The sequence below is a fragment of the Pseudomonas nitroreducens genome, assembly GCF_024170165.1.
Classification (GTDB): domain Bacteria; phylum Pseudomonadota; class Gammaproteobacteria; order Pseudomonadales; family Pseudomonadaceae; genus Pseudomonas; species Pseudomonas nitroreducens_C.
The window spans coordinates 24,269-50,619 of the sequence record NZ_JALJXP010000008.1 but is presented as its reverse complement, the minus strand read 5'-3'; the positions used below and the strand labels follow the sequence as shown (position 1 = coordinate 50,619).

At 67.2% G+C, this 26,351-nt stretch carries 27 protein-coding genes and 1 riboswitch; of the genes, 3 read left to right on the top strand and 24 right to left on the bottom strand.

Annotated elements, in window-relative coordinates; translation table 11 throughout:
• Positions 1–39 precede the first annotated feature (39 nt).
• The 19 genes from eutR to eutS form a co-directional block, all read right to left on the bottom strand.
• The gene (gene eutR / locus J2T47_RS17100) at positions 40–1,098 is read right to left on the bottom strand and encodes an HTH-type transcriptional regulator EutR (protein ID WP_253449168.1); all 1,059 of its coding nucleotides are present in this window, start codon (positions 1,096–1,098) and stop codon (positions 40–42) included.
• Between the two features lie 131 nt (positions 1,099–1,229).
• Positions 1,230–1,778, bottom strand: coding sequence for a BMC domain-containing protein (locus tag J2T47_RS29230; protein WP_301295586.1), 549 nt, complete (start codon positions 1,776–1,778; stop codon positions 1,230–1,232).
• Positions 1,757–3,148: a 4Fe-4S dicluster domain-containing protein gene (locus J2T47_RS17085; protein WP_253449166.1), complete on the bottom strand. Its 1,392-nt coding sequence runs from the start codon at positions 3,146–3,148 to the stop codon at positions 1,757–1,759. Before J2T47_RS17085 ends, J2T47_RS29230 begins: the two co-directional genes overlap by 22 nt.
• Entirely contained in the window at positions 3,145–3,660 is a 516-nt protein-coding gene (locus tag J2T47_RS17080; RefSeq protein ID WP_253449164.1) for a BMC domain-containing protein, read from the bottom strand. Before J2T47_RS17080 ends, J2T47_RS17085 begins: the two co-directional genes overlap by 4 nt.
• 13 nt (positions 3,661–3,673) lie before the next feature.
• On the bottom strand, positions 3,674–4,333 hold the full coding sequence (gene eutL, locus J2T47_RS17075) for an ethanolamine utilization microcompartment protein EutL (protein WP_253449160.1): 660 nt from the start codon (positions 4,331–4,333) through the stop codon (positions 3,674–3,676).
• Positions 4,334–4,347: 14 nt separating this feature from the next.
• Positions 4,348–5,223 (bottom strand): ethanolamine ammonia-lyase subunit EutC, encoded by an 876-nt coding sequence (eutC, locus tag J2T47_RS17070; RefSeq protein WP_253449157.1) that lies wholly within the window; start codon positions 5,221–5,223, stop codon positions 4,348–4,350.
• Positions 5,224–5,235: 12 nt separating this feature from the next.
• Complete coding sequence (locus J2T47_RS17065) at positions 5,236–6,597, bottom strand: ethanolamine ammonia-lyase subunit EutB (RefSeq protein ID WP_253449154.1); 1,362 nt, start codon at positions 6,595–6,597, stop codon at positions 5,236–5,238.
• 26 nt (positions 6,598–6,623) lie between these two features.
• A complete protein-coding gene (locus tag J2T47_RS17060) occupies positions 6,624–8,030 on the bottom strand; it encodes an ethanolamine ammonia-lyase reactivating factor EutA (RefSeq protein WP_253449151.1) in 1,407 nt (468 codons plus the stop codon).
• An 11-nt stretch (positions 8,031–8,041) separates the two neighbouring features.
• A complete protein-coding gene (gene eutH / locus J2T47_RS17055) occupies positions 8,042–9,286 on the bottom strand; it encodes an ethanolamine utilization protein EutH (protein WP_253449148.1) in 1,245 nt (414 codons plus the stop codon).
• 47 nt (positions 9,287–9,333) lie between these two features.
• Entirely contained in the window at positions 9,334–10,545 is a 1,212-nt protein-coding gene (locus J2T47_RS17050) for an iron-containing alcohol dehydrogenase family protein (RefSeq protein WP_253449145.1), read from the bottom strand.
• On the bottom strand, positions 10,542–11,384 hold the full coding sequence (eutJ, locus tag J2T47_RS17045; RefSeq protein ID WP_253449142.1) for an ethanolamine utilization protein EutJ: 843 nt from the start codon (positions 11,382–11,384) through the stop codon (positions 10,542–10,544). Before eutJ ends, J2T47_RS17050 begins: the two co-directional genes overlap by 4 nt.
• Before the next feature lie 7 nt (positions 11,385–11,391).
• Complete coding sequence (locus J2T47_RS17040; protein ID WP_253449139.1) at positions 11,392–12,816, bottom strand: aldehyde dehydrogenase family protein; 1,425 nt, start codon at positions 12,814–12,816, stop codon at positions 11,392–11,394.
• A 100-nt stretch (positions 12,817–12,916) separates the two neighbouring features.
• Entirely contained in the window at positions 12,917–13,204 is a 288-nt protein-coding gene (gene eutN / locus J2T47_RS17035; protein ID WP_253449136.1) for an ethanolamine utilization microcompartment protein EutN, read from the bottom strand.
• 131 nt (positions 13,205–13,335) lie between these two features.
• Positions 13,336–13,626, bottom strand: a complete 291-nt coding sequence (gene eutM, locus J2T47_RS17030; RefSeq protein WP_253449133.1) for an ethanolamine utilization microcompartment protein EutM — start codon at positions 13,624–13,626, stop codon at positions 13,336–13,338.
• A gap of 104 nt (positions 13,627–13,730) precedes the next feature.
• Positions 13,731–14,732, bottom strand: a complete 1,002-nt coding sequence (gene pta / locus J2T47_RS17025) for a phosphate acetyltransferase (RefSeq protein WP_253449130.1) — start codon at positions 14,730–14,732, stop codon at positions 13,731–13,733.
• Positions 14,729–15,562: an ethanolamine utilization cob(I)yrinic acid a,c-diamide adenosyltransferase EutT gene (gene eutT / locus J2T47_RS17020; protein WP_253449127.1), complete on the bottom strand. Its 834-nt coding sequence runs from the start codon at positions 15,560–15,562 to the stop codon at positions 14,729–14,731. The genes pta and eutT overlap by 4 nt, the downstream gene beginning before the upstream one ends.
• Before the next feature lie 4 nt (positions 15,563–15,566).
• Positions 15,567–16,295 carry an ethanolamine utilization acetate kinase EutQ gene (gene eutQ, locus J2T47_RS17015; protein WP_253449124.1) on the bottom strand — a complete coding sequence of 243 codons (729 nt, stop codon included), beginning with the start codon at positions 16,293–16,295 and terminating at the stop codon, positions 15,567–15,569.
• Positions 16,292–16,759: a EutP/PduV family microcompartment system protein gene (locus J2T47_RS17010; protein WP_253449121.1), complete on the bottom strand. Its 468-nt coding sequence runs from the start codon at positions 16,757–16,759 to the stop codon at positions 16,292–16,294. The genes eutQ and J2T47_RS17010 overlap by 4 nt, the downstream gene beginning before the upstream one ends.
• 2 nt (positions 16,760–16,761) lie before the next feature.
• A complete protein-coding gene (gene eutS, locus J2T47_RS17005; protein WP_253449118.1) occupies positions 16,762–17,097 on the bottom strand; it encodes an ethanolamine utilization microcompartment protein EutS in 336 nt (111 codons plus the stop codon).
• A 260-nt stretch (positions 17,098–17,357) separates the two neighbouring features.
• Positions 17,358–17,553: riboswitch (cobalamin riboswitch) on the top strand.
• An 89-nt stretch (positions 17,554–17,642) separates the two neighbouring features.
• Here eutS and J2T47_RS17000 point away from each other — a divergent pair.
• Entirely contained in the window at positions 17,643–19,499 is a 1,857-nt protein-coding gene (locus tag J2T47_RS17000; protein WP_253449115.1) for a TonB-dependent receptor domain-containing protein, read from the top strand.
• A 242-nt stretch (positions 19,500–19,741) separates the two neighbouring features.
• Here the strand turns inward: J2T47_RS17000 and J2T47_RS16995 are convergent, their stop codons facing one another.
• From J2T47_RS16995 to J2T47_RS16980, 4 genes are read right to left on the bottom strand one after another with little or no spacing between them, the layout of a single operon-like run.
• Positions 19,742–20,341: an HAD family hydrolase gene (locus J2T47_RS16995; protein WP_253449662.1), complete on the bottom strand. Its 600-nt coding sequence runs from the start codon at positions 20,339–20,341 to the stop codon at positions 19,742–19,744.
• An 8-nt stretch (positions 20,342–20,349) separates the two neighbouring features.
• Positions 20,350–21,219, bottom strand: a complete 870-nt coding sequence (tesB, locus tag J2T47_RS16990) for an acyl-CoA thioesterase II (RefSeq protein ID WP_253449112.1) — start codon at positions 21,217–21,219, stop codon at positions 20,350–20,352.
• 13 nt (positions 21,220–21,232) lie between these two features.
• Positions 21,233–22,849: a nitroreductase family protein gene (locus J2T47_RS16985; protein ID WP_253449109.1), complete on the bottom strand. Its 1,617-nt coding sequence runs from the start codon at positions 22,847–22,849 to the stop codon at positions 21,233–21,235.
• Complete coding sequence (locus tag J2T47_RS16980; protein WP_253449106.1) at positions 22,846–23,388, bottom strand: GNAT family N-acetyltransferase; 543 nt, start codon at positions 23,386–23,388, stop codon at positions 22,846–22,848. The genes J2T47_RS16985 and J2T47_RS16980 overlap by 4 nt, the downstream gene beginning before the upstream one ends.
• Before the next feature lie 211 nt (positions 23,389–23,599).
• Here J2T47_RS16980 and J2T47_RS16975 point away from each other — a divergent pair, with 211 nt between their 5' ends.
• Together J2T47_RS16975 and J2T47_RS16970 are read left to right on the top strand one after the other, a co-directional pair.
• Positions 23,600–24,805 carry an MFS transporter gene (locus tag J2T47_RS16975; protein ID WP_253449104.1) on the top strand — a complete coding sequence of 402 codons (1,206 nt, stop codon included), beginning with the start codon at positions 23,600–23,602 and terminating at the stop codon, positions 24,803–24,805.
• 89 nt (positions 24,806–24,894) lie between these two features.
• Positions 24,895–25,818, top strand: coding sequence for a histone deacetylase family protein (locus tag J2T47_RS16970; protein ID WP_253449101.1), 924 nt, complete (start codon positions 24,895–24,897; stop codon positions 25,816–25,818).
• Here J2T47_RS16970 and J2T47_RS16965 read toward each other — a convergent pair.
• Positions 25,803–26,303: a hypothetical protein gene (locus tag J2T47_RS16965; protein WP_253449098.1), complete on the bottom strand. Its 501-nt coding sequence runs from the start codon at positions 26,301–26,303 to the stop codon at positions 25,803–25,805. The two genes, J2T47_RS16970 and J2T47_RS16965, sit on opposite strands and share 16 nt — an antisense overlap.
• Positions 26,304–26,351: the final 48 nt, after the last annotated feature.

Here is a 26,351-nt window from a genome sequence, read left to right as displayed (position 1 = left end):
GCAGGCGCGATCAGGTGCCTGGCTGTGGATAAGGGGTAGCTACCAGGCCTCGATAAGCTGGGTCCGCTCGGCAAGGGTCTGGGAAGGAAGGATTCCGAAGTACGTCAGGTAATCGCGTGCAAACTGGCCCATGTGCCAGAACCCCCAGGCCATCGCAGCGTCCTGCACGGTGCGGAAGATCGAATAGGGGCTGCCCAGCTCGCGGTGCACCGCATTCAGGCGCACGGCCTTGAGGTAGTTCATCGGGCTCTTGCCGATGACCTCCATGAAACAGTTCTGCAAGGTGCGCTGGCTGACGTGCAGGCGCTGGCACAACTCAAGCACCGTCACCGGCTCGCAGGGGTTATCCAGAACGATCTCGCGTGCCCGAGCCACCGTCTGGCGTTTGCGCAACAGGCTCGCGGAACACTCCTGGCGCACGGGTTCAGCGGCCTGCAGGGTCGCCAGCAACCCCAGCAGCAAGTCATGCCGCATGTGCTTACCCACAGCCGGCACCGTCAGGCTTTCCGGCGTACCGGTGGCAACGCGCAAGCCCTGCGCAACCAGCTCGCACAGGTGATGCCTGCGCGCGGGGTCGACGTGCAGAAGCGTGTGATCGTCCAGCAGGCGCACGGTTTCCGGCAGCTCCTGATGCTCCAGCTGCTCCTGCAACAACTGACGATTCACCACCAGTCCGAGGATGCTGTAGTCATCCGGGGTGCTGAGCTCGAACTCGTGCCCCCCCGGGCGGACCGCAATCGACTGTTCGTCGATCTGCCGTCTGCCGATGTAGCTGGCGGCCTGGGTGGCGCAAGGAACGCCGAACCAGAACGAGTCCGGCCAGACCATGCAGGACTGGTGGAGGGCATGGCTGGTGTATTCGCGAAAGAACTGCACGCCCGTGAGCCAGACCTCGTCCAGCTCGCCCTGGAAGGTTCCCGGCTTCAGCTGGTCGTACAGCTGCTGCCAGGCCGTGATGTGGCAGGCGTGCGTATAAACATCCTCGGCGCGGCGCAGGAGCACTCCGTCGCTGCGTCCCAGACGCTCTTCGGCACATTCGCCGGCCCGGCGCTCCTGCCAAAGATGATGCAGATCGATATCGCGTTTTTTACTGCTCATGCCTGCCTTGCCGGGGGCCCGATGGGGCCCACAATCCAACCTGGCGCGAACGCCAACTTCATCTGCAAGGCACAACAATTCGTACATCTGGAGGCGACTCTTCGGTCGCCTGACCAGCCTGTTTCACACAGCTAGAGCAGGTGCTGCCACAGATCAACATGCGGCCGGGGCACCGTCATGCTGTGAACCAGTAGGCCTTTCTCCCCGGCGCTGCGTGCGGCGACCTTCACCGCCGTCTCCACGTCAGCCACCTCACCGGTGACCACCAGATAGCACTTGCCACCGATGCCGAACGCCATGTGCACACGCACCAGCACCACGTTGGCCGCTTTCACCGCTGCATCGGCCGCCTCGATGCAGGCGGCCACGCTGAAGGTTTCCACCACACCCAGGGCTCGGGTGCGCTCCACCCGGGTCACACCGCTGATGGCAGGTAGCACCGACTCATGGATGTTGGGCAGGACAAAGCGATCGACCAGCATGTGGCCTGCGCCCTCTTCGCCGACGCTGACAGCCTGGTTCACCGCGGCGATCTGCCCGCCGACCATGGCGATGTACTTACCGGGACAGATGGTCTTGGCCGACAGCAGTTGCACATCGGCGCTCTTGAGCATCAGGTCGGCAACCTGGACTCCGCGGGCAATGCTGGTCAGCTCGATCAAGCCGATGGCGTGATGCATGGGAGCTCTCCTTGGGAAGTGGCGCAGGTTGCAGAAGCGACGATGCGGATATGCTCGGCGCTGACTTCGACTACCTCGCCGGCAATGCTGGCGTGCAGCGCAGCGCCCAGTTGTCCGTCGGCCATGCGCGCAATGCACTGGCCAACGCCGACCCTCTGCCCCACGCTCACGCAGGGTTCGGCGGCTGCGCCGATATGCTGGCGCAGCGGCAGGCGGACCTCTTTGGGCACGTAGTCGGGGACCTGCATCGGCGCCTTGTGGTTGAAGGGTTGCAGCTCCAGGCGCGAGATCAGCCGGCTAACCGGCAACAAGCGGTACTCGGCCATGGGATCGGCGGCGCGCAACTCGCCCTCGTAGCGGGCGCCTTCGGCACGCAGGCGGGTCTTGAGCGCCTGGTTGAGGCGCATCGGCGAAATCTCCACCGGACAGGCATAGGCCTCGCAGATACCGCATTCGGAGCAGGTCAGCGCCGACAGCAGCACGCTGGGCTGGGCGATGTGCTGGTAGTTGGTCGCGCGCACGATCAGGTGCGGCGGCAGCTCGTGGCCGATCAGGTGGCGCGGGCACAGTTCGGTGCACAGGGTGCACTGCTCGCAGACCGAGCGCGCCATGGCCAGTACCGTCTCCATGCTCTGCCGGCGTCGGCGGATCAGCAGGTGATCGACGGGCAATACCAGCAGGCCGCCGGTGGTCTTGGTCACCGGCTCGTCGAGATCCTCCAGCAGGCGCCCCATCATCGGCCCGCCATTGATGAAGGCCGGATTGCCGATGCTGCTGCCACCGGCCAGCGCCAGCGCCTCGCGCAACGGCGTGCCGAGCGGCAGGCTGAGGGTCAACGGCTGGGCCACCGCACCGTTCACCGTGAGGGTGCGGTGGGTCACCGGCCGTTCGAGTTCCACCGCGCGGGCGACGTTGATCAGCGTCTGCACGTTGCTCACCACCACACCGATGGACAGCGGCAGTGCCGCCGGCGGCACGCGCCGGCCGGTGGCCAGCCAGATGGTGATGACCTCGTCGCCGGCCGGGTAGATGTCCGGCAGGATGTGCAGGCGCACGTTGCTCGGCAGCAGCGGCGTCAGCCGGGCGATGGCGGCTTCGTACTTGGCCTTGAGGGCGATAATGCCCTCCTGCGCGCCGGTTGCGGCCATGCCATACAGCAGTCCCTTGAGCAGCCACTGGGCCTGCTCGTCGGCCATCTGCTGGTCGACCTTGAGCAACGGCTCGCACTCGGCACCGTTGACCAGGTAGATCCCGGCCTGGGCGTTGAGCTTGACGTGGGTCGGGAAGCCGGCGCCGCCGGCCCCCACCACCCCCGCCGCCGCTACCCGTTGGCGGATGACGGCGGCGTCCAGCTCGAGCAGTGCGCTCATGACTGGCCCCCGCCGACTCGCCGATAGCGGCTGCCGCGCTTGCGCAACTTGCCCGCCATGCGCAGCTGCTCCAGCCAGTCGCGGGCGAGTTCCACCGAGACCTCCAGCGCCGCCGATACTTCACTGGCGCTGACACCCTGCTTGTGCTGCGTCAGCAGTGCCAGCAGCTCAGCCACTGGCGCCGGCTCAACCGGCACAGAGGTGAACGACGGCGCCACTGGCGACAGCTCCTGCTCCGCCAGCAAGGTCGTCAGCAGGTGCGCCGTGTCCGCTTCCGGCCGGCCGATTTCCCGTCGACTGACCAGTGCATTGGCACGCAGCGCTACCCCGGCGCCCGCATCCAGCGCGGCGCGGCAGGCGGCGAGGTCGCCCTCCACCACCAGACTGACCAGCGCCGGGTTGGTGATGGTCTGGCGCAGCAGCCGCACCGAGGCCGACTTGAGCATGGCGTCCGCGGCTTCGATCCCGACGACCAACCCGCGCACTTCCAGCAGACCGATGGCGTTGAGCATTCCCGGTTCCTCCTCAGCGCAGCTGGATCGGCTGCCGCGCGACGTCCAGGACGGCTTCGCGGAAGGCGTTGCAAGCTGCCAGGCAGGCCGCCTGACTGCCACTCAGGAAGGCCGCCGAGTAGTTGGTTTCCGAGGGCGGCGGCACATAGGTCACCAGCTTCACGTCGGCCGCCTTGAGCGCAGCGTCGATGCCGAAGGTCGCCTCCAGCGGCGGCGCCACCAGGTAGGCCAGCGGATCGCCCAGGGCAATGCCGGCGGTCTCCGACAGGTAGCTGCCGGTACGCGTTACCACGTGAGCGAGGAAGGCGGTGTTCTCGGCATCGTTGGCCCAGCGGAACGCCGGGCCGCTCTCGATGGTGGCAACCATCGCATCGAGGCCGGCGCGCACCTCGGCGGGGTTCGGCCCGCCGAGCATGATCAGTACTTCACCGGCGGTGGGTGAAGGGCCATTGGCGGCGCCGGCGTACAGCGAACGGCCGTAGACCACCTGTACCAGCGCCTGCTTGGTGGCCTCGTCGGCGGCGATATAGGCAACGTCGTCGGAGTCGACACTGATAAGGCCGAGGCTGCGGATGTCATCGGGCAGTTTCAGCTCGCGGCGGAAGTCGTCCTGCAGCGAGGCGATCAGGCGCAGGGCGGTAACACTGGGTTTGATCGGATCGAGCATGCTCATCGAAGGTCACTCCCTTAACGGTTCAGTGCGATACCGGAGGCTTTCTTCTCCAGCATCCGCTTGGCCAGGTCGACGATCACCGCCGCGGCCTCCACCGGCGGCGTGCCGCCACGGTGGATGTTGGAGATACAGGTGCGGTCGGCTTCCACGGTGCCGGCCTGGGTCGGCTGGTACACCGCGTAGCAGGACAGGCTTTCCGACTGCCCCAGACCCGGCCGTTCGCCCACCAGCAGGATCACCACCTGGGCGCCGAGCACTTCGCCGATCTGGTCCTCGACCTTGACCCGGCCATAGCGCACGAAGAACGGCGTGCCGACGTCGAGGCCAGCGCTCTTGAGACCCTGCAGCAGCGGTGGGAGGATTTCGTCGAAGTTGGCCGTCACCGCGTCGGTGGACAGGCCGTCGGAGATCACCACCTGCACCTGCGGGTTCTTCCTGCACTCGTTCTGCAGCGTGGCCAGAGCCTGGGCGCTCAGGCGACGGCCCATATCCGGCCGAGTCAGGTACTGGTCCTTGCTCTCCACCTCGGACTGGACTTCCAGCAGCCCCTGCCTGGCCACCCACTCGCTGGAAACTTCCTTGAGCACGGTGTCCTTGGAGCGCGAGTGGTCGGCGAGGAAGCGCAGCAGCGCCTGGGTGCGCGGGCGTACACCGGTGCGGCCCAGGCAAACCCGCGCGGCAGTGGACTTGCGAAACTCCTGGAGCACTTCGGGACGATGGGCGTTGTCGATGCCGATCCACTGACGGGCTTCGGCCGAGCCCAGGTCCCAGCCGCACAGGCCGTCTTCCACGCCGCTCTGTTCAGGTGCCGCGACGCTGGCGGCAGTGGGGCGTGCCTTGAGTTCGCTCAGCACGGAGCGAACGATGTCCTCGATCTGCTGTTGATGCATGTCGCTTCACCTTTAAAAGAAAATGGAGGGATCGCCGGCGCGGGCGGTCAGCCGGCCGTTGTGCATCAGGCCCATGCGCTCGAGCCACTGCTCGAACTCCGGGGCCGGGCGCAGGCCGAGCAGCTGGCGGATGGTGGCGGTGTCGTGGAAGGCGCTGGTCTGGTAATTGAGCATGATGTCGTCGCCCATCGGCATGCCGATGATGAAGTTGCAGCCGGCGGCGGCGAGCAGGATCATCAGGTTCTCGTTGGAGTTCTGGTCGGCATCGGCGTGGTTGGTGTAGCAGCAGTCCACGCCCATGGAGAGCCCGCTGAGCTTGCCCATGAAGTGGTCTTCCAGGCCGGCGCGGATGATCTGGCGATCGTTGTAGAGATACTCCGGGCCGATGAAGCCGACCACGGTGTTGACCATGAACGGATCGTAGTGACGAGCCAGGCCGTAGTTGCGCGCTTCCATGGTCAGCTGGTCGGCACCGAAGTGTGCGCCGGCGGACAGCGCCGAGCCCTGGCCGGTCTCGAAGTACAGGCAGTTGCTGCCGGCAATGCGGTTGTACTCGGCGCCCACGGCGCGCGCCTCGTCGAGCATGGCCAGCTCCACGCCGAACTCGCGCAGGCCCTTTTCGCTGCCACAGATGCTCTGGAAGATCAGCCCGCCTGGCGCGCCGCGGCGGATCGCCTCGACCTGGGTGGTGACGTGGGCCAGCACGCAGCCCTGGGTGGGAATCTCGAACTTGTCGATGGCCTCGTAGATGGTATTGAGCACCCGCGTGGTGTTCTCGACGTTGTCGGTCACCGGGTTGACCCCGATCACCGCATCGCCGATGCCATAGGACAGCCCCTCGTACAGCTGCGCGGCGATGCTCTTCACATCGTCACGGGTGTCGTTGGGCTGCAGGCGCGCGCTGAAATGCCCCGGCAGACCGATGGTGTTGTTGGCACGCTTGACCACCGGGATCTTCTTCGCGCCGTAGATCAGGTCGGTGTTGGAGCAGAGCTTGGCCACCGCCGCGATCACTTCGGAGCTCAGCCCCTTGCGCAGGAAGGCAATGGCGTCGGTGTCGGTGCTGTCGGCGAGGATGTACTCGCGCAGCTCGCCGATGCTCCAGTTGGCCACGCGGGCGTAGGAGGTCTCGTTGATGCCGTCCTGGATCAGGCGCGTGACACAGTCTTCCTCATAGGGGATGACCGGGTTCATGCGGATGTCGGCCACCGTCAGCTCCGACAGCACCTGCTTGGCCGCCACGCGTTCCTGGGCAGTGGTCGCCGCCACGCCGGCGAGAACATCGCCCGAGCGCGGCTCGTTGGCCTTGGCCAGGACTTCCTTGACGCTACCGAACTGGTAGGTCTTGCCGAACAATTGAGTCTTGAGTTTCATCGTCACTGCCTTAAGAAAGAGAAAGCTCAGGAAGGAAAAGCCAGGGACTTGACGGTGACCGGGAGGATCTCGCCGTCGAAGATCGGGCTGCCGATATCGATGTAATCGCCATCGCTGGTCGCCACCTCGTCGATCACCGCCAGGGCGCGACCGGCCAGGTGCGGCTGGAGCAGCATGCCCAGCGCCTTGCCGAGGTCCTGGCTGGCGACGACCAGCAATGGATGGGGGTTGGAATAGCGCTGTTGGAACGCCACCAGCTGTTCCACGCAACCTTGCAGCGCCCGGTAGGCGATGGGCAGATCGTCGGCCAGGGCCAGGGCGTACAAGTCCTCGCCGGGGCGCAGATCCAGCTGTGCCAGACGGGCACTCCAGCCCTCCAGCGGCGCGAGCCCCGGCATGCCGTGCACCACCGGAATGTTGCGCATGGGCAAGTGCAGGTCGCGCAGCCAGATGGTGCTGCCCGACAGCGAAAGGCTGTGGGCACCGGCACCGATGACCGTGGCACGCACGGTCTGCTTCGGCTCACGCATGGGCAGCGCGCGGAAGCCAGAGTCCTCACGCAGCGCCACCGCCAGCAACGGACCGATGTCGCCATAGCGCAGCGGCGCCTCGTCACGGTCCTGGTAGTAGCACTGGCCGACACCACCGGAGAGCGTCACCGCATGCAGCGGCAACAGCTTCGGCAATGGCTCGGTCATCAGTAGTTGGCGCGCCAGCGGCGACAGCTCGCCACTGACGACCTCATGCAGCAGCTGCGCCATGCGTCGGGTCAACGCCTGCAGTTGCTCAAGGCTCAAGCCATTGGATTCGTCGAAAGCGGGGAACAGCTCACGGCAGATGGTCCGTGCCGGCGCATGCAGGTGCTTGACTCGCCCCTGCTGATCCAGCTCGACCAGGTGGCCGCCAACGTTCAGGCAGGCCGAAGCCACTACGCGCCCGGCCTCGAACAGCGCGTAGTTCGCCGTACCACCACCGATGTCGATGTTCAGCACGCGGCTGGCGCTTGCGGCGGACAGCTCGGCCGCGCCGGCACCACGCCCGGCAATCACCGACTCCAGGTGCGGGCCCGCGCTGGCGACCACGAAGTCCCCCAGCCGCTCGGCCAGCTGCAGCACGGCCGGACGGGCATTGCGCGCCTTGGAGGTCTCACCGGTGATGATGATCGCGCCGGACTCGATATCCTCCGGCGCAAGCCCCGCCGCGCGGTACTGCGCGAGGATGAAATCGAGCAGCTCGCTCTCGCGCAGACGCCCTTCGAAATCGATCGGGGTGAAGGTCACCGGACTGACGTAGGTGACCTCCCGCGAGGCGAATTCGTAATGCGGCACCTGCGACAGTGACGCGCGGTTGACCAGTACCAGCCGGGAGAAGATCACCTGGGTGGTGGTGGTGCCGATGTCGATGCCGACGCTGCGCAATTCCTTCCTGCTCATCGCTGCGCGTCCTACTTGACCGGCAGCGCAGCGTCGGCAGCGATGGCCGCCGGCTCGGATTTGGGCACGATCATCATCGCCACGATCACGGCAGTGACGCCGCCCACCAGCTTGCCGACGATCATCGGGAAGATCATCGCGGACATGTTCGCCGCGGTGAAACCCAGGTGGTCGCCCAGGGCGAAACCGGCGGACACGGCGAAGGCGCAGTTGATCACCTTGCCGCGGTTATCCATCTTGCCGAACATGCCGAACATCGGGATCACGTTGGCCAGGCTGGCGACCATCCCGGCGGCGGCGTCCTTGTTCATGCCCAGCAGGTTGCCGACCTTCATCAGCGGCGTGCCGAACCAGCGGGTCAGCAGCATCACCATCGGGTAGGCGCCCAGCAGTACGCAGGCGATCGAGCCGATCACCTCGATGGCGCGCATCACCTCGCCCGGCTTGTCGCCAGCGGACATGAAGATCGGGTCGATCCCCGGAATCAGCGTCCAGCCCACGGTGTACTGCACCACGGCGGCGGCGAGGCCGACGGTGATGACGCCCACCAGCAGTTTGGCGAACACCTCGAAGCCGGCAATGATCTTCTCCGGACAGAACTTCAGCCCCAGGGCGATCAGCCCGGCGACGATCAGCACCGGAACCATGTTGATGAGGATCATCGCCATGGAGAACTCCACCGGCACGCCGTTGACCTCGATGTTCGAGGCCATGGCGACCATGCCGCCGGCGATGCAGCCCAGCGGAATGGTGACGATGCCGGCCAGGGTGCCGATGGCCAGGTAACGGCGGTCCGACGGCTCGATGATGCCCAGCGCCACCGGAATGATGAACACCAGGGTCGGCCCCATCATGGCGCCGAGGATCAGCCCCGAGTACAACCAGGCGGCGGTGTCGCCGCCAGCCAGTTCCCTGGCCAGGAAGAACGCGCCCATGTCGTTGGCCAGCAGGGTGCCGGCGAACATCGCCGGGCTTGCGCCGACGCTTTCGTACAGCGGGATCACCAGCGGCCCGAGCAGGTGCGCCAGCACCGGCGCCAGCGCGGTGATACCGACCATCGCCAGGCCCAGGGCCCCCATGGCCATGAAGCCTTCCTCGAACTGCGAACCGGCGCCCTCGATGCCACGCCCGACCTTGCCCAGGCCGACATAGCCGAGGATTTTCGCCGAACCGCCGAACTGGGCCATGATCCTGTCCACTGCTGCTATCAGCAGGAAGACCATCATCACGACCATGATGATTTCGTTGATGCTCATGACTGCTACTGCTCCTGAATGACTCTTGATTCCTTGTGGCAGCCGACTCAGCGCTGCCAGGCATCCTGGTAGATGCCGATGATCTGTTGGGCCGTGGCGGTGCGCGGGTTACCGGCCAGGCAGGCGTCCTGCAGGGCCACATCGGCGAGGGCGGCGAAGTCCTCGCGCAGCACACCGAACGACGGCAGCGGACGCCCCGCACCCACCTCATCGATCAACTGCTGCACCGCCGCGACGCTCTCGCCGGCATCCAGCTCGCGGCGGGTCAAGGCGTGGCCGATCTCGGCGTAGGCGCGCTTGCACACCAGCTGGTTGAAGCGCATGACTGCCGGCAGCATCAGCGCGTTGGCCTGCCCATGGGGGATGCCGTAGCGCGCGCCTAGTGGATGGGCACTGGCGTGGCACAGTCCCAGCCCGGAATTGGAGAAGGCCATCCCGGCCATGTAGGAGGCGAGCATCATCGACTCGCGGGCGCCGACATTGGCGCCCTGCCCCACGGCCAGCGGCAGCGCCTCGCCGATCAGGGCCACGGCGCGCAGGGCCAGGCCCTGAGTCAGCGGCGTGGCACTGGGCGAAACGTAGGCTTCCACGGCATGGGTCAGCGCATCGATACCGGTGGTGGCGGTCACCGCCGGCGGTACGCCCAGAGTCAGGCAGGCGTCGATGATCGCCAGATCGGGGATCAGGTCGGTGTGCAGCAGTACCTGTTTCACCCGACGGACGCTGTCGGTGATGACTGCCACGTTGGTCGCTTCCGAACCGGTACCGGCGGTGGTCGGCACTGCGATCAGCGGCATGCGGCGACGCAGGGGGCGAGCATCCGCGCCGAGACTCTGCACAGTGCAGTCAGGGTTGGCGGCGAGCATGGCGGTCACCTTGGCGGCGTCCAGCACCGAGCCGCCGCCGAAGGCCAGCACACCGTCACAGGCCGCTTCGAGCAATTGCCGGCCGGCGGCCTCCACCGTCTCGCTGTGTGGCTCGCCGCCGGGATAGACCAGACACTCGTAGGCCACGCCGGCATCTTCCAGCGAGCGGAACAGACCCTGATCGAGCGCCAGCTCATGCAGCAGCGCGTCGACCATCACGAACACCCGGCCGATGCCGCAGGCGTGGATAGCTTCGCCCGCGCGCACCGTGGCCCCCGGACCGATGAAGGTGCTGGGCGGAACGCGGAACTCGCGCACCGCACGGGCGTTGAGCATGTCCAGAGCGCGGTAGATTACCCGGCCAACATCCTGCCGATTCATGGCGCTAGTCATGGGGAGATTCCTTGCGCGGCCCGCAGGCCGCAACTGGCGATGGCCAAAGGCGTGGTGAACAGCGGCGGCGCCGGCAGCAGCACGCGTTGTTCGGGGAAGGCGGCGGCGAACAGCGACTGCACGCCGGGCAGGCAGCAGGAACCGCCGGACAGGTAGATCTCCTCGACCGCGTGGCCACGCAGGTGCTGGCGGACGATGTCGGTCATCTTGTCGAACACCGGCCGCACCAGCGGCCAGAGCTGCGCTCCGTTGACCCGTTTCTGCCGCTCGGCCTCTTCCAGCGGTACGCCCAGGTGCCCGGCCAGCACCAGGCTGACGTGGTGGCCGCCCGTGGGCTCGTCGCCGCTGTAGATCACCCGGCCGTCACGCACCACCGCGACTCCGGTGGTGCCGCCACCGATGTCGACCACGGCGGCGCTTTTGAGCCGCAGCATGCTGGCCACCGCGGAGGGCTCGTCGATCACGCAACTGACGTCCAGGCCCGCGGCCTCCAGCACGTTGATCGAAATTCGCGGCTCGGTGCCCGGCGGATAGGACGTCGCCGCCTGGGTGAAGCGCACCCCCAGCTGCTGCTGGAGGCTGTCCAGCTGCCGGCGGACGATGTTCACCGCGCCGAAGAAATCCCAGACCACGCCATCGCGCACCACGTCCGCCCAGTCCAGGCGCACGGCGACCGGCCGGCCCTGGGCATCGAGCACCATGGACACCAGGTCGCAGGTGCCCAGGTCGATGCCCAGGGTCAGCGGACCGTCATCGATGAGCGCCGCCTCAGGCTCCGCCAGGTAGCAGGCGGCACTCTGGAGGCGGGGTAGCAGCCAGTGCTGCAGGTCGCGTTGCATGGCCGCCTCAGACGATCCGCAGGTGGTCGACCATGACGCAGCGGCGCAGGCGCACGAAAGTGCGCGCCGAGGTCACGCCCTCGCCGGTCGGCGTGGTGATGGTCATGGTGGTCCAGCCTTCGCCGCCGAAGCCCAGGCCGGCGATGCACGGTCCGTTCTTGACGAAGATGCTGGTGTCCATGGCGTTGGCCATGCGGTCGAGGTTGTCGAGGTTGCGCGAATGCATGGCCGCCGTGTGGTGGCAGCCACCTTCAAGTTGCACCGCCAGCTCGATGGCGCGCTCGACGTTGGCCGCGCGCACCAGGGGCAGCACCGGCATCATCAGTTCAGTGACAGCGAAGGGGTGCTCGGCGCTGGTTTCCACCAGCAGCAGCCGCGTGTCGGCAGGCACCTCGAGGCCGATGGCAGCAGCGATCTTCGCCGCATCGCGCCCCACCCAGTCGCGCGCTACCGAACCACGGCCCCGGGCATCGATCTTCGGCAGCAGGATCGGCAGCAGTTGCGCGGCCTGCGCAGCCGTCAGCTCGACGGCGTGATGCTTGAGCATCTCCGCCTTGAGGCGGTCGGCGATGCCCTCCACCGCGATCAGCACCTTCTCGTCGGCACAGATGATGTTGTTGTCGAAGGAGGCGCCGTAAACGATGTCACGACCGGCGCGGGCCAGGTCGGCGGTCTCGTCCACCACCACCGGCGGGTTGCCGGCGCCAGCGGCGATCAGACGCTTGTCGGTGTGCTTGCGAGCGGCTTCGACCACGGCTTCGCCGCCGGTGACCACCAGCAGACCGATGCCGGGATAGCGGAACAGGCGCTGCGCGGTTTCAATATCCGGAGTCTGCACGGTGGTGATCAGGTTGGCCGGGACGCCAGCCTCGACCATCGCCTCGTTTAGCAGGCTGACAGTGCGCTGGGAAACACGCCTGGCCGCCGGGTGCGGGGCGAACACCACGCTGTTGCCGGCAGCGATCATGCTGATGGCGTTGTTGATCACGGTGGCCGCCGGGTTGGTCGATGGCGTCACCGAGGCGATCACACCCCAGGCGGCATTCTCGATCAGGGTCAGGCCACGATCACCGGTCAGCACCTGCGCCTGCAGGCACTCACTACCGGGAGTGTGGCGAGCCTGGGCGATGTTCTTGGCGAGCTTGTCCTCGACCCGCCCCATGCCGGTTTCCGCCACGGCCATTTCCGCCAGCTCACGGGCATGTCGCTCGCCGGCCATGCGGATGGCAGCCACAGCGCGATCGCGCATGGAGACCGAGCACAGTGCCTTCTGCGCCTCGCGGGCAGCTGCCACCGCATCGTCGAGTTCGACGAACACGCCCGGCGCGCAGCTGGCGCCCGGCGCGGAGGATGCAGCGGCCGTGGAGGTCGCCCCTATGGAGGCGAGCACCGCCTTGACCACCTGTTCGATTTCCTGCGGGTTGATATCCACGTCGTGCCTCACTCAAATTCAGGATGAGCCGGTCCGCTCCGGCTGGACGCGGCCAGCGGAGAGTCCGATTCGAAAATTCAGGTGCGCCGCCTGGGCGCACTCACTTGCGGTAGAACACCTCGCCATCGAGCACCGTCTCGTCGACGATGCCGATCACGCACAGGTCGATGGGGGCGCGTGTTTCGCTGCTGGCCTGGCGCGCGGAACTGCCGCTGGCCAGGAGAACCCATTCGCCGTTGCCGGCGCCGATGGCATCGCTGGCAACCAGGCGTTCCCCTTCGGGTCGGCCCTTCGCGTCGAGGCCCTGCACCAGCAGCAAGCGCTCCAGTCCCAACCCCGGATGCCGGACGGTGCAGACCACCTGTCCCACCACCATTGCCAGTTTCATTGCGTCCTTCCTTGCCCGGTCGCCGGCCGGGGCCGCCATGCATGGCATGCGCGGCTCCGGTGCGACGGGATCAACCTGCGTTCACGCAGCGCCGTGCACCAACACGTTGGATACACCGCGCTCGCGGGCCATCAGTCCAGCGATCCGCCGGACAGCTTGATCGGGAAGACTTCTTCCAGGTCCGAATGCGGACGCGGAATCACCTGTACCGAGACCACCTCGCCGACACGCTGCGCAGCGGCGGCGCCGGCATCGGTGGCGGCCTTGCAGGCGGCGACGTCGCCACGCACCATCGCGGTGACCAGGCCACCACCAATCTGCTTGACGCCCACCAGCTTGACGCGGGCGGCCTTGACCATGGCATCGGACGCTTCGATCAGCGCCACCAGGCCCTTGGTTTCAATCATGCCTAACGCTTCCATCACTCACTCCTCGAACTTTCGCCCTTGCGGGACTGCATCCGAGTGGCTGACCACTCGACTCGCCCCCGGACGGCGGGGGCCACCGTATGGCTCGGACCGATCGATTACGCGACGCGGTCCACAGCCCTGGTTCCACCGCCCATCTTTGCGGCGAGCAGAACCGTCTGAATCATTTCCTCGCGGCTGCAACCGCGGGACAGGTCATGCAGCGGTGCACGCATGCCCTGCAGCATCGGCCCGATGGCGCTGTAGCCACCCAGGCGCTGGGCGATCTTGTAGCCGATGTTGCCGGCCTCAAGACTGGGGAAGACGAACACATTGGCCGCGCCACCCAGCGGGCTGCCGGGAACCTTCAGGGCAGCAACATCCGGAACGAAGGCGGCGTCGAACTGCAGCTCGCCGTCCACGCACAATTGCGGCGCTCGCTCACGCACCAGGGCACAGGCCTCGCGCACGGCATCGGCGTCAGCGTGGCGGGCGCTGCCATGGCTGGAGAAGGAAAGCATCGCCACCCGCGCCGGCCGTCCGGTGACCCGTTCGAAACTGGCGGCCGAGCTGATCGCGATATCCGCCAGCTGCTCCACCGTCGGCCGCGGCACCACACCGCAGTCGGCGAATGCCAGGGGCTGGCCGCCATCGGGCGGGAGCATGAAGAACACCGAAGACAGCGTGCGGTTGCCCGGCTCCAGGCCGATCACCCGCAAACCGGCGCGCAGCACATCGGCGGTGGAACTGAGGTTGCCGGCGATGCACAGGTCGGCATGCCCGGCCTCGAGCATCGCCGCGCCGAACCACAGCGGCGAGCGCAGCGACTCTTGCGCCTGCTCCAGGGTCAGCTTCGGCTGACGTTGCAGCAGTGACTCGGCGAAAGGCTGGGCCCAGGGCGAGTGGCACGGGTCGATCAGTGATACATCACCCAGGCGCACGCTGTGCTCCAGACAGTAGCTGCGCAGGGCGAAGGGATTGCCCAGCAGCAGCGGCTCGGCCAGGCCCTCACGCTTGAGATACTGCGCCGCCTCGATGGCACGGCGGTCCAGGCCGTCGGGGAAAACCACCCGTGGCGGATTGCGCCGGGCAGCCTGGCGGCATTCGTCGAGCAGGCTCATGGCCGGTCTCCTTGCAGGCGCTGCAGCAGCGCTTCATGACTGGGCCAGGGCTGACCGCGGCCGTGCAGGACGCTGAGCAGCATGGCTACGTACAACGCGCTCGATAGCCGGTTGAGTCCATGCAGCAGATCCTTGCGCTGCAACTGGTAGCCGACGCCCATGAACACCTCGGCAGCCGTCACCTCCACCTCGCGCACCTTGGCGCGCAGCAGATTGAGCAGTGCGCCGGTGCGCCCGTGGGCCACCTCCGGTACCAGGTGGTCATGGCCCAGATACTTCAGCGGCGCATGGGAAATCCGGTGCAGCGCCTCATCGTCGAGCCCGCCGATTGCGAAGCCCGCAAGAGGCTCGCCGAGTACATCGGCGCGCATCACCTGGCCGAGCACCGAACGGATATCAGCGAGCCACAGCGCCAGCTCACCCGGCTCGCGCAACTCCACCTGCAACCACACCGCCTGGGCGATGGCCGCATCGAGCTGGGCGCGCAAGCGCAGGCGCGGATCGTTTTTCGCGACCAGCTCGTGGGCATTCAGATGTGTCATGCCTTCAGGCTTGCGCGCGGCGGGCTGGTGGCACAGCTGGCAGCAGGCGACGAGCTTCTCGCTGCTGCCGGTCAGACCATGCACCGGCTCCAGCGTGGCAACCTCACCCTCCTCGCTTTCCCGGTACAGGCGGCCCTGCTCATCGTGGTACTTCACCGTCAACCGCCGCGACTCGATCAGCGTGCGGGCTGCCGGCGTCAGCCGTGCGTTGGCCGGCAGCCGCAGCTCCGTGCCCTCGCTCAGGCTGTGCCGCTCGCGCAGCCAGGTTTCGGTGATGAAGGCGCTCATGAGCTCACTGCTCCTGCCAGTTGGCGGGCCAGGCCACATAAAGGAAGCGCACACGGGTCGGGGTGCCGAACTCGATGCTGCTGCCCTTGGGGATGAACAGCACATCGCCTGCTCTGCCCACCAGGGTCTCGCCGTTCTGGCGGATATGCAGCTCGCCCTCGAGTACCAGATCGACCTCGTCGTAATTCAGCGTCCAGGGGAAGAAGGCGTTCTCCCACTGCATGAAGCCGGCCCCCATGCTGCTGCCGTCGGCCGTGCCCACCACATCGGTGATGCCGATCTGGCAGCCCCCCTCAACGCCATCCAGCAAGCCGAAACGCACGCTGTCGCCCTTCACCAGCTTGATCCCGCCGGCACCGGTGCGCGATTCGAAACCGGCCTGCGTCGCAGCGTCGCTCATGCCGCCGGCCTGGGCCGCCTTGCGCACCAGTTGCTCCACCAGCGCCGCATCGGCACCAGCTGGAAGCTGCGCCAGCACCGCGGCGCGAATGGCGGTGATGTGGTCTTCATTGGCCGCCGTGGAACCTTCGTGGTCCTCGACGTTTTTCACCGTGACGCAGGCAGCAGACTGCACTGCTGCGCCGGCGACGCGCTCGATGATCTCCAGCCCTGCCTCTTCGGCGATCATGCGCGCCTCGGGCGTCAGGATGCAGCGGGGCAGCTCGACTTCCAGGGTGCGTTGGCCGGCGGCAATCGCCTCGCGGACGGAGCCGGCGGTAATCAGCTTTTTCATGGGCACTCTTCCTCAAGCGGAGCGCGTCCGTGCAACACCTGGCGCAGACGCTCGATACTGGTAGGGTCGTCCTGGGCAATGCGCAGGATGTCGCCGCGAATGCCATGACTGCGCAGCAGGCGCTCGATCGCCTCGGGGTCGGCATCGTCCAGGTCGCACTTGCTGATCACACCCACCAGGCGCTTGCCCGAATGGATATCCAGCAGGCCCGGTGGCAGGCGGCATTCGCGCTCGTTGGCCGGATGCACGTAGACCAGGGTGTCGACGTTGTCGGTACTGGTGATCAACGCCCGATACAGCCGCGGGTGACTGATGAACTCGCCGGGAGTGTCCAGCGCACCGCACAGGTCGAAGTCCAGCGCCTGGGTCTTGCGCGGGGTTTCCTTGCGACCGCGCAGGGCGTTGAACAGCGTGGTCTTGCCGGCACCCACGCCACCGACCAGGGCATAGCGTTGCGTGCGCATGCTCAACTCCTGGTCACCGGGCAAATGGTGTAGGCAAGCAGACGGCCAAGAGAAGCGCAGGTACGCTCCAGGGCCTCCTCCACCGCACCGACACTGCCGTAGAGGACCAGCGCGCCGCTGAAGCGATCGAGAAAGCCGATCTGCACGTTGGCGGCCTTGGTCGCGAAGTCACCGGCGATCATCGCGGTCTCGCCCGGCGTGAGGGTCATGATGCCGATGGCCTCGGCCCCGGGAACGCCGATCTTGCTCGACAGCTCCTCCTGGGGATGCGCGATCAGGTGCGCCAGGGTCACCTGCTTGCCCGGCACAAACTCCTGAATGATTCGCTCTGTGGTCATATCGCGGCCCTCTCGTTCATGACCAGAAGGCTAACCATCGGGGGCAAAGCGACCCTATCAAAAATCGGCAAATCTTCCGGCCGCACTGCCGGTAGCGAACGACAACGCCCCTGACCACCTGGCCGCGCGACGGATGAGAGATTTCGTCGCAGCTCCTGATCGGCGCGGGAGGCTTCTGGCAGCTGAGTTGCTGGATGGCACAGGCAACGAGCCGGGCGTGCAGGAAGGCCACCATTGATCGGCCGCGCTCTTGCCCGCCGAGCACCTTGGCCGTATGGTTCGCCCCGTTTTCGTTCGAGGTAACGGGAAGCAGGTGAAAAACCTGCGCTGCCCCCGCAACGGTAACCGACGCACTCCCTGCGGGAGTGCAGCATCGCCATGAGCCACTGCACGATTGTGGGAAGGCGGCGATGTGACGTCGGCAGCCCGGAGACCGCCCTCGACACGCCCCGACAGGTGTTGCGGAGGGCCGCACCGTCAAGTGCGGCCTGCCGCCCTTGTCACGCCCTCCTCGAAAGTCATCCGACCGCTTTTGAGGACGCTCCATGAAACTGACCCGACTCGCCCTGGCCACCAGCCTGCTGCCCGGCATGGCCTTCGCCACTGGCGACATCTACACGCTCTCCGACCAGGTGATCACCTCCGCCCGCCAGGCCCAGCCGCGCAACGAGGCCACCTCGGCCAACAGCGTATTCACCCGCGCCGACATCGAGCGCCTGCAAGTGCGCAGCGTGCCTGCCCTGCTCGCCCGCGTGCCCGGCGTGCAGATGGGCAGCTCCGGCGGCGTGGTTTCGTACTCCGTACGCGGCGCCAGCACCGCGCAGACCCTGGTGCTGGTCGACGGCCAGCGCATCGCTTCGGCCAGCAGCGGCATCGCCCGCCTGGACTACCTGAGCATCGACAGCATCGAGCGCGTGGAGGTGACCCGCGGCCCGCGCTCCGCGCTGTATGGCGCCGACGCCATTGGCGGGGTGATCCAGATCTTCACCCGCCGCGGTGAAGCCGGCCTGCACCCCGAAGTGCGCCTGGCCGCCGGCAGCCACGGCACCTTCGAGCGCAGCCTGAACCTCTCCGGCGGCGACGGGCAGACCCGCTACAACCTCGGTGGCAGCCTCGACGAAAGCCAGGGCTGGGACCGCACCAGCGACAACGTCGGCGCCGACAGCGACGACGACGCCCAGCGCAACAAGGCCGTGCACCTGAACCTGGACCACCATTTCAGCGAAGACTGGAAGGCCGGCCTGAACCTCAACGACCAGCGCGGTAAGAACGAATACGACGACGCCTACAACTTCGAGCCCGGCCGCCCGCAGGACGAATTCCGCGTCAGCAGCTACAGCGCCTACCTCGACGGCCAGATCACCCGGATGTGGAACAGCCGCCTGGAACTGGGCCGCAGCTTCGATCGCAACAAGGCCGTGGGCGCCGCCGACAGCTGGAACAACGGCACCCTGGAAACCACCCGCCATTCCGCGAGCTGGATCAACCGCCTGCAGCTGGACGCCGCCAACCAGCTGGCGCTGGGCGCCGACTGGTACGAAGACAAGGTCGATGGCAGCACCGATTTCGCCGACGACCAGCGCAGCAATCGCGCCTTCTTCGCCCAGCACAGCTTCAAGGGCGACAGCTTCGGCACCGAGCTGGGCGTGCGCCACGACAACAACCAGGCCTACGGCAGCCAGAACAGCTGGAACGCCGCCTTCAGCCTGCCGGTGGGCGACAGCCAGACCTGGATCGCCAGCTATGGCGAAGGCTTCCGCGCGCCGACCTTCAGCGACCTCTACTACCCCGGCGCGAGCAACCCGGACCTGAAAGCCGAGACCTCGAAAACCTACGAGCTGCAATGGCGCGGCGACTTCTCCGGCACGCACCTGGAGGCCTCGCTGTACCGAACCGAGATCGACGACCTGATCGCCTGGGACAGCACCAGCAACCAGCCGGAGAACATCAACAAGGCGCGCATCAACGGCTTCGAGGCCAGCGTCGCCCGTGACGTGCTGGGCTGGCAGGCCGCCCTCGGCCTGAGCCTGATCGACCCGCGCGACCGCGACACCGGCCACACCCTGCCGTACCGCGCGCGGCGCACCCTGAGCCTGGACCTGGACCGCCAGTTCGGTGTCGTCGGCGTCGGCGGCACCTGGCGCGCGGTCAGCCAGCGCTACGACGACGCGGCCAACACCCGCGAGCTGTCCGGCTACGGCGTGCTCGACCTGCGCACCAGCTGGCTGGCCAGTGATGAAATTCGCTTCGACCTGAAGCTGGATAACGCCCTGGACCGCAACTACACCCTGGGCGACTACCTGCGCCCGACCAGCCCCAGCGACTACTTCGGCGAAGCCCGCCCCTACCAGGAACCCGGCCGCACCGCGCTGCTGGCGGTGACCTGGACGCCGGAGCTGTAAGTCACGCCCGAGCCGAATGGCTCTTCGTAGGATGGTGTGGAGCGCATCGATACCCATCGGCCCTTGCACCGACCGCATGGGTATCGCCTAGGCTCCACCCATCCTACGTTCGAGGCTCCCTGCACCCGAAGTTTCGTAGGGCGCATAACCTGGAACAGGTTATCCGCCGTCAGTTCCGACGGCGGATAACGCTGGCGCGTTATGCGCCCTACGCCCGCCCGGTCATCGGTGTGGGAATGGGCTCAGCCCAGAACCCCCGCCATCCGCCCCAGCTCCGCGCAGTCCTGCGCGTGCCAGTTGGTCAGCTCCGGCCAGGGATTCTCCGCGAGGTTCACCAGCGCACTGTGGGCGCCGGCTGCGCGGGCACAGTCGAGATCGAAGCGGTAGTCGCCGACCATCAGCATCTGCTGCGGCGCCACGTCCCAGCGCGCGGCAAGGCGCAGCAGGCCGTCCGGGCTGGGCTTGGGATCGGCCTCGCCACGGCCGAGCACATCCTCGGTGAGGAAGCAGTCGCCAATGCCAATCGCGGCCAGGGTAATCAGCGCCAGCTCGTGGGCATTGCGAGTGAGGATGCCCAGGCGGTGGCCGGCACCGTGCAGTGCACGCACCAGTTCCACGGCGCCCGGTGCGGCCCTGGAAGCTACCGCCAGCTCGCGCTCGTGCTCCAGCAGCCAGGCATGTTTGGCCGCAGCCTCGTCCTCGGGCAGCGCGGCCAGGTGGCTGAGGATGTCGTGTTCCTGGGGAATCCCCAGGGCCCGCTTGATCGCCGGAAAATCATGCACCGCCAGGGTCAGGGTGCCGTCCATGTCGAACACCCAGTGGCGGATTTCATCCAGCGCCATGACTGGGCTCATGCCCAGTCCTCGCGGCGGCGGATCAGGCCTTCCTGGGTCGAGGAAGCGACCAGCTGGCCGTCGCGGTTGAAGATGCTGCCGCGCACGAAGCCACGGCCGTTGCCGGCCCAGGGGCTGTCGATGGCGTAGAGCAGCCACTCGTCCGCGCGCAGGTCGCGGTGGAACCACACGGAATGATCGATGGTGGCGACCTGCATGTCCTTCTGCCACACCGAGCGGCCGTGGGGCAGCAGCGAGGTGGTGAGGAAGCCGAAGTCCGAGGCGTAGGCGAGGATGTACTTGTGCAGTGCCGGGATGTCCGGCAGCTTGCCGTCGGCGCGCAGCCAGAGGTACTTGATCGGCTCGCCGATCTCCGGGTCGTACGGGTCGTTCTCGGTCACCGGGCGGATTTCGATGGGCTTGGGATAGAGCAGCTTGTCGCGGATGCGCTCGGGGAACTGCGCGGCGCTGCGCTTCTTCAGCTCCTGATCGGTCGGCAGGTTCTCCGGGCCGACCACGTCGGGCATGGCGATCTGGTGCTCGAAGCCTTCCTCGTCGGTCTGGAACGAGGTGCTCAGGGCGAAGATCGGCTGGCCCTTCTGGATCGCGGTGACGCGGCGGGTGCTGAAGGTACCGCCGTCACGCACGCGGTCGACCTGGTAGACGACCGGCATGCTGGCATCGCCCGGGCGCAGGAAGTAGCCGTGCATCGAGTGCACGTGGCGCTCCGGCTCGACGGTCTGGCTGGCCGCCGACAGTGCCTGGCCGAGCACTTGCCCGCCGTACAGCTGGCGGAACCCGAGGTCCTGGCTCGTGCCGCGGAACAGGTTCTCTTCGATCTGTTCCAGGCTCAGCAGAGCCACCAGGTTGTCCAGGATCTGGGTCATGCGCGTTGTTTCCTCAATTGCGGTCTTGCTGAAGTGGGAGTCGGCGTGGCGACGGATAAGCGGGAAGGCTGCTGAGGCGTTCGTCCCACACGGCGCGGCCGATGGTGAAATGATAGAGGCTGACCGGGCAGTCCGGACCGCCGCCGAGCAATTCGTCCAGCGCCGGGTCGAAATAGCAGCCGATGCCGGTGCCCGACAGGCCCGCCGCTTCGGCTTCCAGGTAGAGCAGCTGGCCGATCTGGCCGGCCTCCCAGTACAGGCGCGGATAGGTCCAGGCGCCCTCGGCCAGCGCAGCGTCGAGGTCGGCGAGCATGGCGAAGGCGACGCAGCCGTCGCTGGCGATGTCCTGCCCGCAGGAGAGGAACGCCGACAGCCCGCGTGCGTCGCCGGACAGCAGGCGGTACAGCGGCACGCCGCTCTCCTCCACCGGTTGCCACAGGTAATCCGCGCGCAGCCCGCCCGGCTCGCGGCCGCTGCGCCCCAGCCAGTACAAGCCCGGGTCAAGTCCCTGGACGCGATGGACGAACAGCAGCAGGTCGATGCGCACCGGCTCGCCGCTGCAGGCGAAGGGGACCGGCGAGCGCTCCGGCATCAGGCGGCGCAGCCAGGCATACAGCAGCTCGGCGTGAATGCCGCTGCGGCCGTCCATGGACTGCGCGCTGCGTCGGCGATGCAGGATCGGGCGCAGCGGCAGGCCGGGGTTGTCCACAGCCACCTCGGTTGACGCTGTGCTCCAGTCACGGGTCGCCAGCGCGGGCGCGCGACTCAACCGGTGTACCCGCTCCAGCTCCGGCCAGTGGCGATACTCGCGAGAGAGACGATTGGGCGTGCCGGCCAGCGGTAGCTCGGCGAGGCCCTTGAGCAACGTGTCGGGCAGCGGGAATTCGGCGGGCTGAGCCGGGCCGATCCACAGCAGCGCATCGGCGAACTCATGCTCGCTGAAGCCTTCACTGTCGAGGCCGATCAGCGTATCCAGTTGCGCTTCGGCGATGCCGCGCAGCAGGCGCACTTCCCAACCCTGGATCGCCGCGGCGATGCCCAGACAGGCCAGCGCGTGGCCGAGATCGTGATTGCAGTAGCGGTAGGCGCGCTCGCCGTATTTCCAGGCCTCGCGCCAGGGAATGCTCGCCAGCGCCAGCAGGAAGCCACCGGCGGGAAGCGCATCGCCGAGTTGTGCGGCCAGCGGTGCGGGCAGCTCGGCGCGCACCTCCAGCAGATGTTCGTCGGCGCTGTAGTGCGCCAGCAATGCGGGGTTATCCACAGCACCGGAGGGCAGCAGCAGATAGGCCTCGGTCGGGTGCAGGTTGCCGCTCGACGGGTTGACGCGCAGCGCCCAGCGATTGCCGCCCGCCTCCTTCCAGGCCGAAATGGCCAGGCTGTCGTAGAGCAGCTGCGAGAGGCTGGCGAGGTTCAGCGGGGCGGGCGCGCCGAGGGGGCCGGCGAACACCTCGTCATAACCCGGCGACTCTTCCTGCGGCCGGTGCAGCAGCTCGATGCAGCGCGCGCCGGAATAGCGGCGGAAGGCCGCCGGCTGGGTCGCCCAGTCGAGCTGGCCGGGGCCGGGGGCGAAACGCTCCGGGCGGTGGCTGCTCAGTTGGTGATAGGCGCGCACGCCCTCGGCCGGCGTCATGGCCGCGCAATCCGGTAGAGCACGTGCTGACGCAGGGCATGGCCTTCGGGCAGGCGCGGGTGCTCGAAGTCGCCGGCCTCGTCATGCTGCATGCCCAGGCGCTGCATCAGCCCCCGGGACGGCAGGTTGGCCGGCACGGTGAAGGCAACCACCTCCTCCAGCTGCAACTGCTCGAAGGCAAACCCCAGCACCGCACGGGCCGCTTCCAGGGCATAGCCCTGGCGCCAGTAGGCCGTATTGAAGCGCCAGCCGATTTCCACCGCCGGGGTGAACGGAGCGTCGAAGGACACCCGCTGCAGGCCGAGCACGCCGATGAAGGCACCCTCCTCGCGACGCTCGACTATCCACTGGCCGAAACCGTGCTCGTCGAAGTGTTTGAGAATGCGTGCGGCCAGCAGGTCGCTTTCCTCGCGATTCATGCAGGCGGGGAAATGGCGCATCACCTCGGCGTCGGCATTCAGCGCAGCGAAGGGCGCCAGGTCGTCATGGCGCCACGGTCGCAGCAACAGGCGCTCGGTGGTCAGGCTGGGAAAATCCATGGGAATCATCACGGCTCATCAGAGGTCACCATGATACCCGGCGACGGGCCTGTAGGACGCACTCCGTCAGACGAGGCGCAATCGATTCAGCACAGTGGGGCCTTCATCTGGTATTTTTCTCCTACCTTCGCTGTCGGTCACTGCCTTGACCGTGCTTACGCAGACAGCCGCGCCGCCATGGCGCACCGCAAAAAAGACCAAGGAACCCCCAATGACGACCTCCACCACCGGACTGCAACGCAGTACGGCCCTGGTGCTTTTCGCTTTGGCTGTCGGCGGCTTCGCCATCGGCACCACCGAATTCGCCACCATGAGCCTGCTGCCCTACTTCGCCCCGGCGCTGGGCATCGATGCCCCGACCGCCGGCCACGTGATCAGCGCCTATGCCCTGGGCGTGGTGGTCGGGGCGCCGCTGCTGGCGGTGCTCGGCGCGCGCCTGCCTCGGCGTACCCTGCTGGTGCTGCTGATGGCGCTGTTCGCCGTCGGCAACGGCCTCAGCGCCCTGGCGCCGACCTACCACTGGATGCTGCTGTTCCGCTTCATCAGCGGCCTGCCCCACGGCGCCTACTTCGGCATCGCCGCGCTGGTCGCCGCCTCCATCGTGCCGCCGCACCGGCGCACCGTGGCGGTTGGGCGGATGTTCCTCGGCCTCACCGTCGCCACCATCATCGGCGTGCCGCTGGCCAACTGGCTGAGCCAGGCCGTGGGCTGGCGCTGGAGCTTCGCGCTGGTGGCCGCACTCGGCGTGCTGACCATGATCTGCGTGCGCCTGCTGGCGCCCTACTCGCCCGCCGAGCCGGACTCCAGCCCGCTGCGCGAACTGGGTGCACTCAAGCGCGGCCAGGTCTGGCTGACCCTGGGTATCGGTGCCATCGGCTTCGGCGGACTGTTCGCGGTGTACACCTACCTGGCCGACATCCTCGGCGCGGTGACCCACGTATCGCCGAGCATCGTGCCGCTGATCCTGGCGGTGTTCGGCATCGGCATGACCCTGGGTAACCTGTTCATCCCGGTACTCGCCGACCGCGCCGTGATGCCCACCGCCGGCGGCCTGCTGGTTTGGAGTGCGGTGGTGCTGGCGATCTTCCCGTTCACCGCGGGGAACATCTGGGCCATCTCGATCTGCGTGTTCTTCGTCGGCTTCGGCGGCGCCCTGGGCACCGTGCTGCAGACCCGCCTGATGGACGTCGCCGAAGACGCCCAGGGCCTGGCCGCGGCGCTGAACCACTCGGCCTTCAACTTCGCCAATGCGCTGGGCCCGTACCTCGGCGGCCTGGCCCTGGCGGCCGGCTACGGCTGGACCTCGCCGGGCTGGGTCGGCAGCCTGCTGGCCATCGGCGGCTTCATGCTGTGGTCGGTGTCAGTGGCCACCAGCCGCAGCGCGCGACGCGACACCGCCCTCTCCAACGAAGGCTGATAACGGCAAGGGCCGGCGCAATGCCGGCCCTTTCGTCTGCGCGCTGCGCCGACGTACCCTGTGCAGCACATTCCCGATCCGCCGACGCCATGCCGCTGCCCCTGGTCTACCACGACGACTACAGTCCGCCCTTCCCGGACAACCATCGCTTCCCCATGGAGAAATTCCGCCTGCTGCGCGACCACCTGGTGGACAGCGCGCTGGTCAGGGACGAACAGTTGCTGCGTCCGGAACTCTGCCCACCGGACATCCTCGCCCTGGCCCACGACCGCGACTACATCGAGCGCTATTGCAGCGGCGAGATGAGCCGCGAGGAACTGCGCCGCCTGGGCCTGCCCTGGACACAAGCGCTGGCACGGCGAACGGTGCGTGCGGTGGGCGGCTCGCTGCTCAGCGCGGAGCTGGCGCTCAAACACGGCCTGGCCTGCCATCTCGCCGGCGGCACGCATCACGCGCACCACGACCATGCCTCGGGCTTCTGCATCTTCAACGACCTGGCGGTGATCAGCCTGTACCTGCTGGAAAGCGGCAAGGCCAACCGTGTGCTGATCTTCGACTGCGACGTGCACCAGGGCGACGGCACCGCGCGTATCCTGGAAAACGTGCCGGATGCAGTGACGGTGTCCTTGCACTGCGAGAAGAACTTCCCTGCGCGCAAGGCGCAGAGCGACTGGGACATTCCCCTGCCGCTGCACCTGGGGGACGCGGAGTACCTGAAGGTGGTACAGGAGGCGCTGGACTACCTGCTACCCCTGTATCAACCGGACATCGTGCTCTACGACGCCGGCGTGGACGTGCACAAGGACGATGCCCTGGGCTATCTGCAACTCACCGACGCGGGACTGGCGGCGCGCGACGAACACGTCATCCGCCGCTGCCTGTCCGGCGACATCCCGGTGGTGGGTGTGATCGGCGGTGGCTACGACAAGGACCGCCACGCGCTGGCCCGGCGTCACGGCATCCTGCACCACAGCGCCGCGCGGGTAGCGCGCGAGTTTCAGCTGGAGCGGTAACGCGAGTTGTTGGTGTCCATTCGTATCGGCAGGCGTTGCTGTTCCCAGCGCGCCAGCTCCTGCGCGGAGAAATTCAGAAGCGCCGCCGCTCGCGGGCGGGCTTCCGCCTCGTAGTGCTTCTCGCAGAAGCGCATCACCTGCTCGGGAACGTGGTGCTGCAGCAGCTCCTGGGCGCGCAGCGGCCCGGCGAACTGAAGATAGCGCGGCAACAGGCGGCTCCAGTTGGTGAACACGTAGAGGTTGTGCAGCGCGATCTGTATCGACAGCAACTCGAGCACACGCTGTTCGAACTTCACCTTCGAACCCTGCAGGTTCTTGTTCAGTCGCACCACCATATGTGCCGTCGCCTCGTTGAGCAGGGCGCGGATCTCCTCGCTGGGGAGGCTGCGGATGACAATATCGAGGCCATTCACCCGGACGCGGGTGTCGCTGCCCTCCACCCATAGGTGGGCCTCGTGGGAGCGAAGGTAATCACGGACTTTCATCGACAGTCGGACCAAGGTTGCAAGAGGCCCGCATGCTGATGGATTCAC

Coding starts and splice junctions, on each gene's coding strand:
- J2T47_RS16985 (WP_253449109.1), bottom strand. CDS start 22,849: ATGACGCCGGCCGAGGGCGTGCGCGCCTATCACCAACTGAGCAGCCAC.
- tesB (WP_253449112.1), bottom strand. CDS start 21,219: ATGACCCAGATCCTGGACAACCTGGTGGCTCTGCTGAGCCTGGAACAG.
- pta (WP_253449130.1), bottom strand. CDS start 14,732: ATGAGCCTGCTCGACGAATGCCGCCAGGCTGCCCGGCGCAATCCGCCA.
- eutH (WP_253449148.1), bottom strand. CDS start 9,286: ATGAGCATCAACGAAATCATCATGGTCGTGATGATGGTCTTCCTGCTG.
- J2T47_RS16995 (WP_253449662.1), bottom strand. CDS start 20,341: ATGGCGCTGGATGAAATCCGCCACTGGGTGTTCGACATGGACGGCACC.
- eutC (WP_253449157.1), bottom strand. CDS start 5,223: ATGCATCAACAGCAGATCGAGGACATCGTTCGCTCCGTGCTGAGCGAA.
- eutL (WP_253449160.1), bottom strand. CDS start 4,333: ATGAGCATGCTCGATCCGATCAAACCCAGTGTTACCGCCCTGCGCCTG.
- J2T47_RS16975 (WP_253449104.1), top strand. CDS start 23,600: ATGACGACCTCCACCACCGGACTGCAACGCAGTACGGCCCTGGTGCTT.
- J2T47_RS29230 (WP_301295586.1), bottom strand. CDS start 1,778: ATGCATCACGCCATCGGCTTGATCGAGCTGACCAGCATTGCCCGCGGA.
- J2T47_RS16965 (WP_253449098.1), bottom strand. CDS start 26,303: ATGAAAGTCCGTGATTACCTTCGCTCCCACGAGGCCCACCTATGGGTG.
- J2T47_RS17010 (WP_253449121.1), bottom strand. CDS start 16,759: ATGCGCACGCAACGCTATGCCCTGGTCGGTGGCGTGGGTGCCGGCAAG.
- J2T47_RS17000 (WP_253449115.1), top strand. CDS start 17,643: ATGAAACTGACCCGACTCGCCCTGGCCACCAGCCTGCTGCCCGGCATG.
- eutS (WP_253449118.1), bottom strand. CDS start 17,097: ATGACCACAGAGCGAATCATTCAGGAGTTTGTGCCGGGCAAGCAGGTG.
- J2T47_RS17060 (WP_253449151.1), bottom strand. CDS start 8,030: ATGAGCAGGAAGGAATTGCGCAGCGTCGGCATCGACATCGGCACCACC.
- J2T47_RS17050 (WP_253449145.1), bottom strand. CDS start 10,545: ATGACTAGCGCCATGAATCGGCAGGATGTTGGCCGGGTAATCTACCGC.
- J2T47_RS17085 (WP_253449166.1), bottom strand. CDS start 3,148: ATGAGCGCACTGCTCGAGCTGGACGCCGCCGTCATCCGCCAACGGGTA.
- eutQ (WP_253449124.1), bottom strand. CDS start 16,295: ATGAAAAAGCTGATTACCGCCGGCTCCGTCCGCGAGGCGATTGCCGCC.
- eutR (WP_253449168.1), bottom strand. CDS start 1,098: ATGAGCAGTAAAAAACGCGATATCGATCTGCATCATCTTTGGCAGGAG.
- J2T47_RS17065 (WP_253449154.1), bottom strand. CDS start 6,597: ATGAAACTCAAGACTCAATTGTTCGGCAAGACCTACCAGTTCGGTAGC.
- eutN (WP_253449136.1), bottom strand. CDS start 13,204: ATGAAACTGGCAATGGTGGTGGGACAGGTGGTCTGCACCGTCCGGCAT.
- J2T47_RS16980 (WP_253449106.1), bottom strand. CDS start 23,388: ATGGATTTTCCCAGCCTGACCACCGAGCGCCTGTTGCTGCGACCGTGG.
- eutM (WP_253449133.1), bottom strand. CDS start 13,626: ATGGAAGCGTTAGGCATGATTGAAACCAAGGGCCTGGTGGCGCTGATC.
- J2T47_RS16970 (WP_253449101.1), top strand. CDS start 24,895: ATGCCGCTGCCCCTGGTCTACCACGACGACTACAGTCCGCCCTTCCCG.
- eutT (WP_253449127.1), bottom strand. CDS start 15,562: ATGAGCGCCTTCATCACCGAAACCTGGCTGCGCGAGCGGCACAGCCTG.
- J2T47_RS17080 (WP_253449164.1), bottom strand. CDS start 3,660: ATGCTCAACGCCATCGGTCTGCTGGAAGTGCGCGGGTTGGTCGTCGGG.
- eutJ (WP_253449142.1), bottom strand. CDS start 11,384: ATGCAACGCGACCTGCAGCACTGGCTGCTACCCCGCCTCCAGAGTGCC.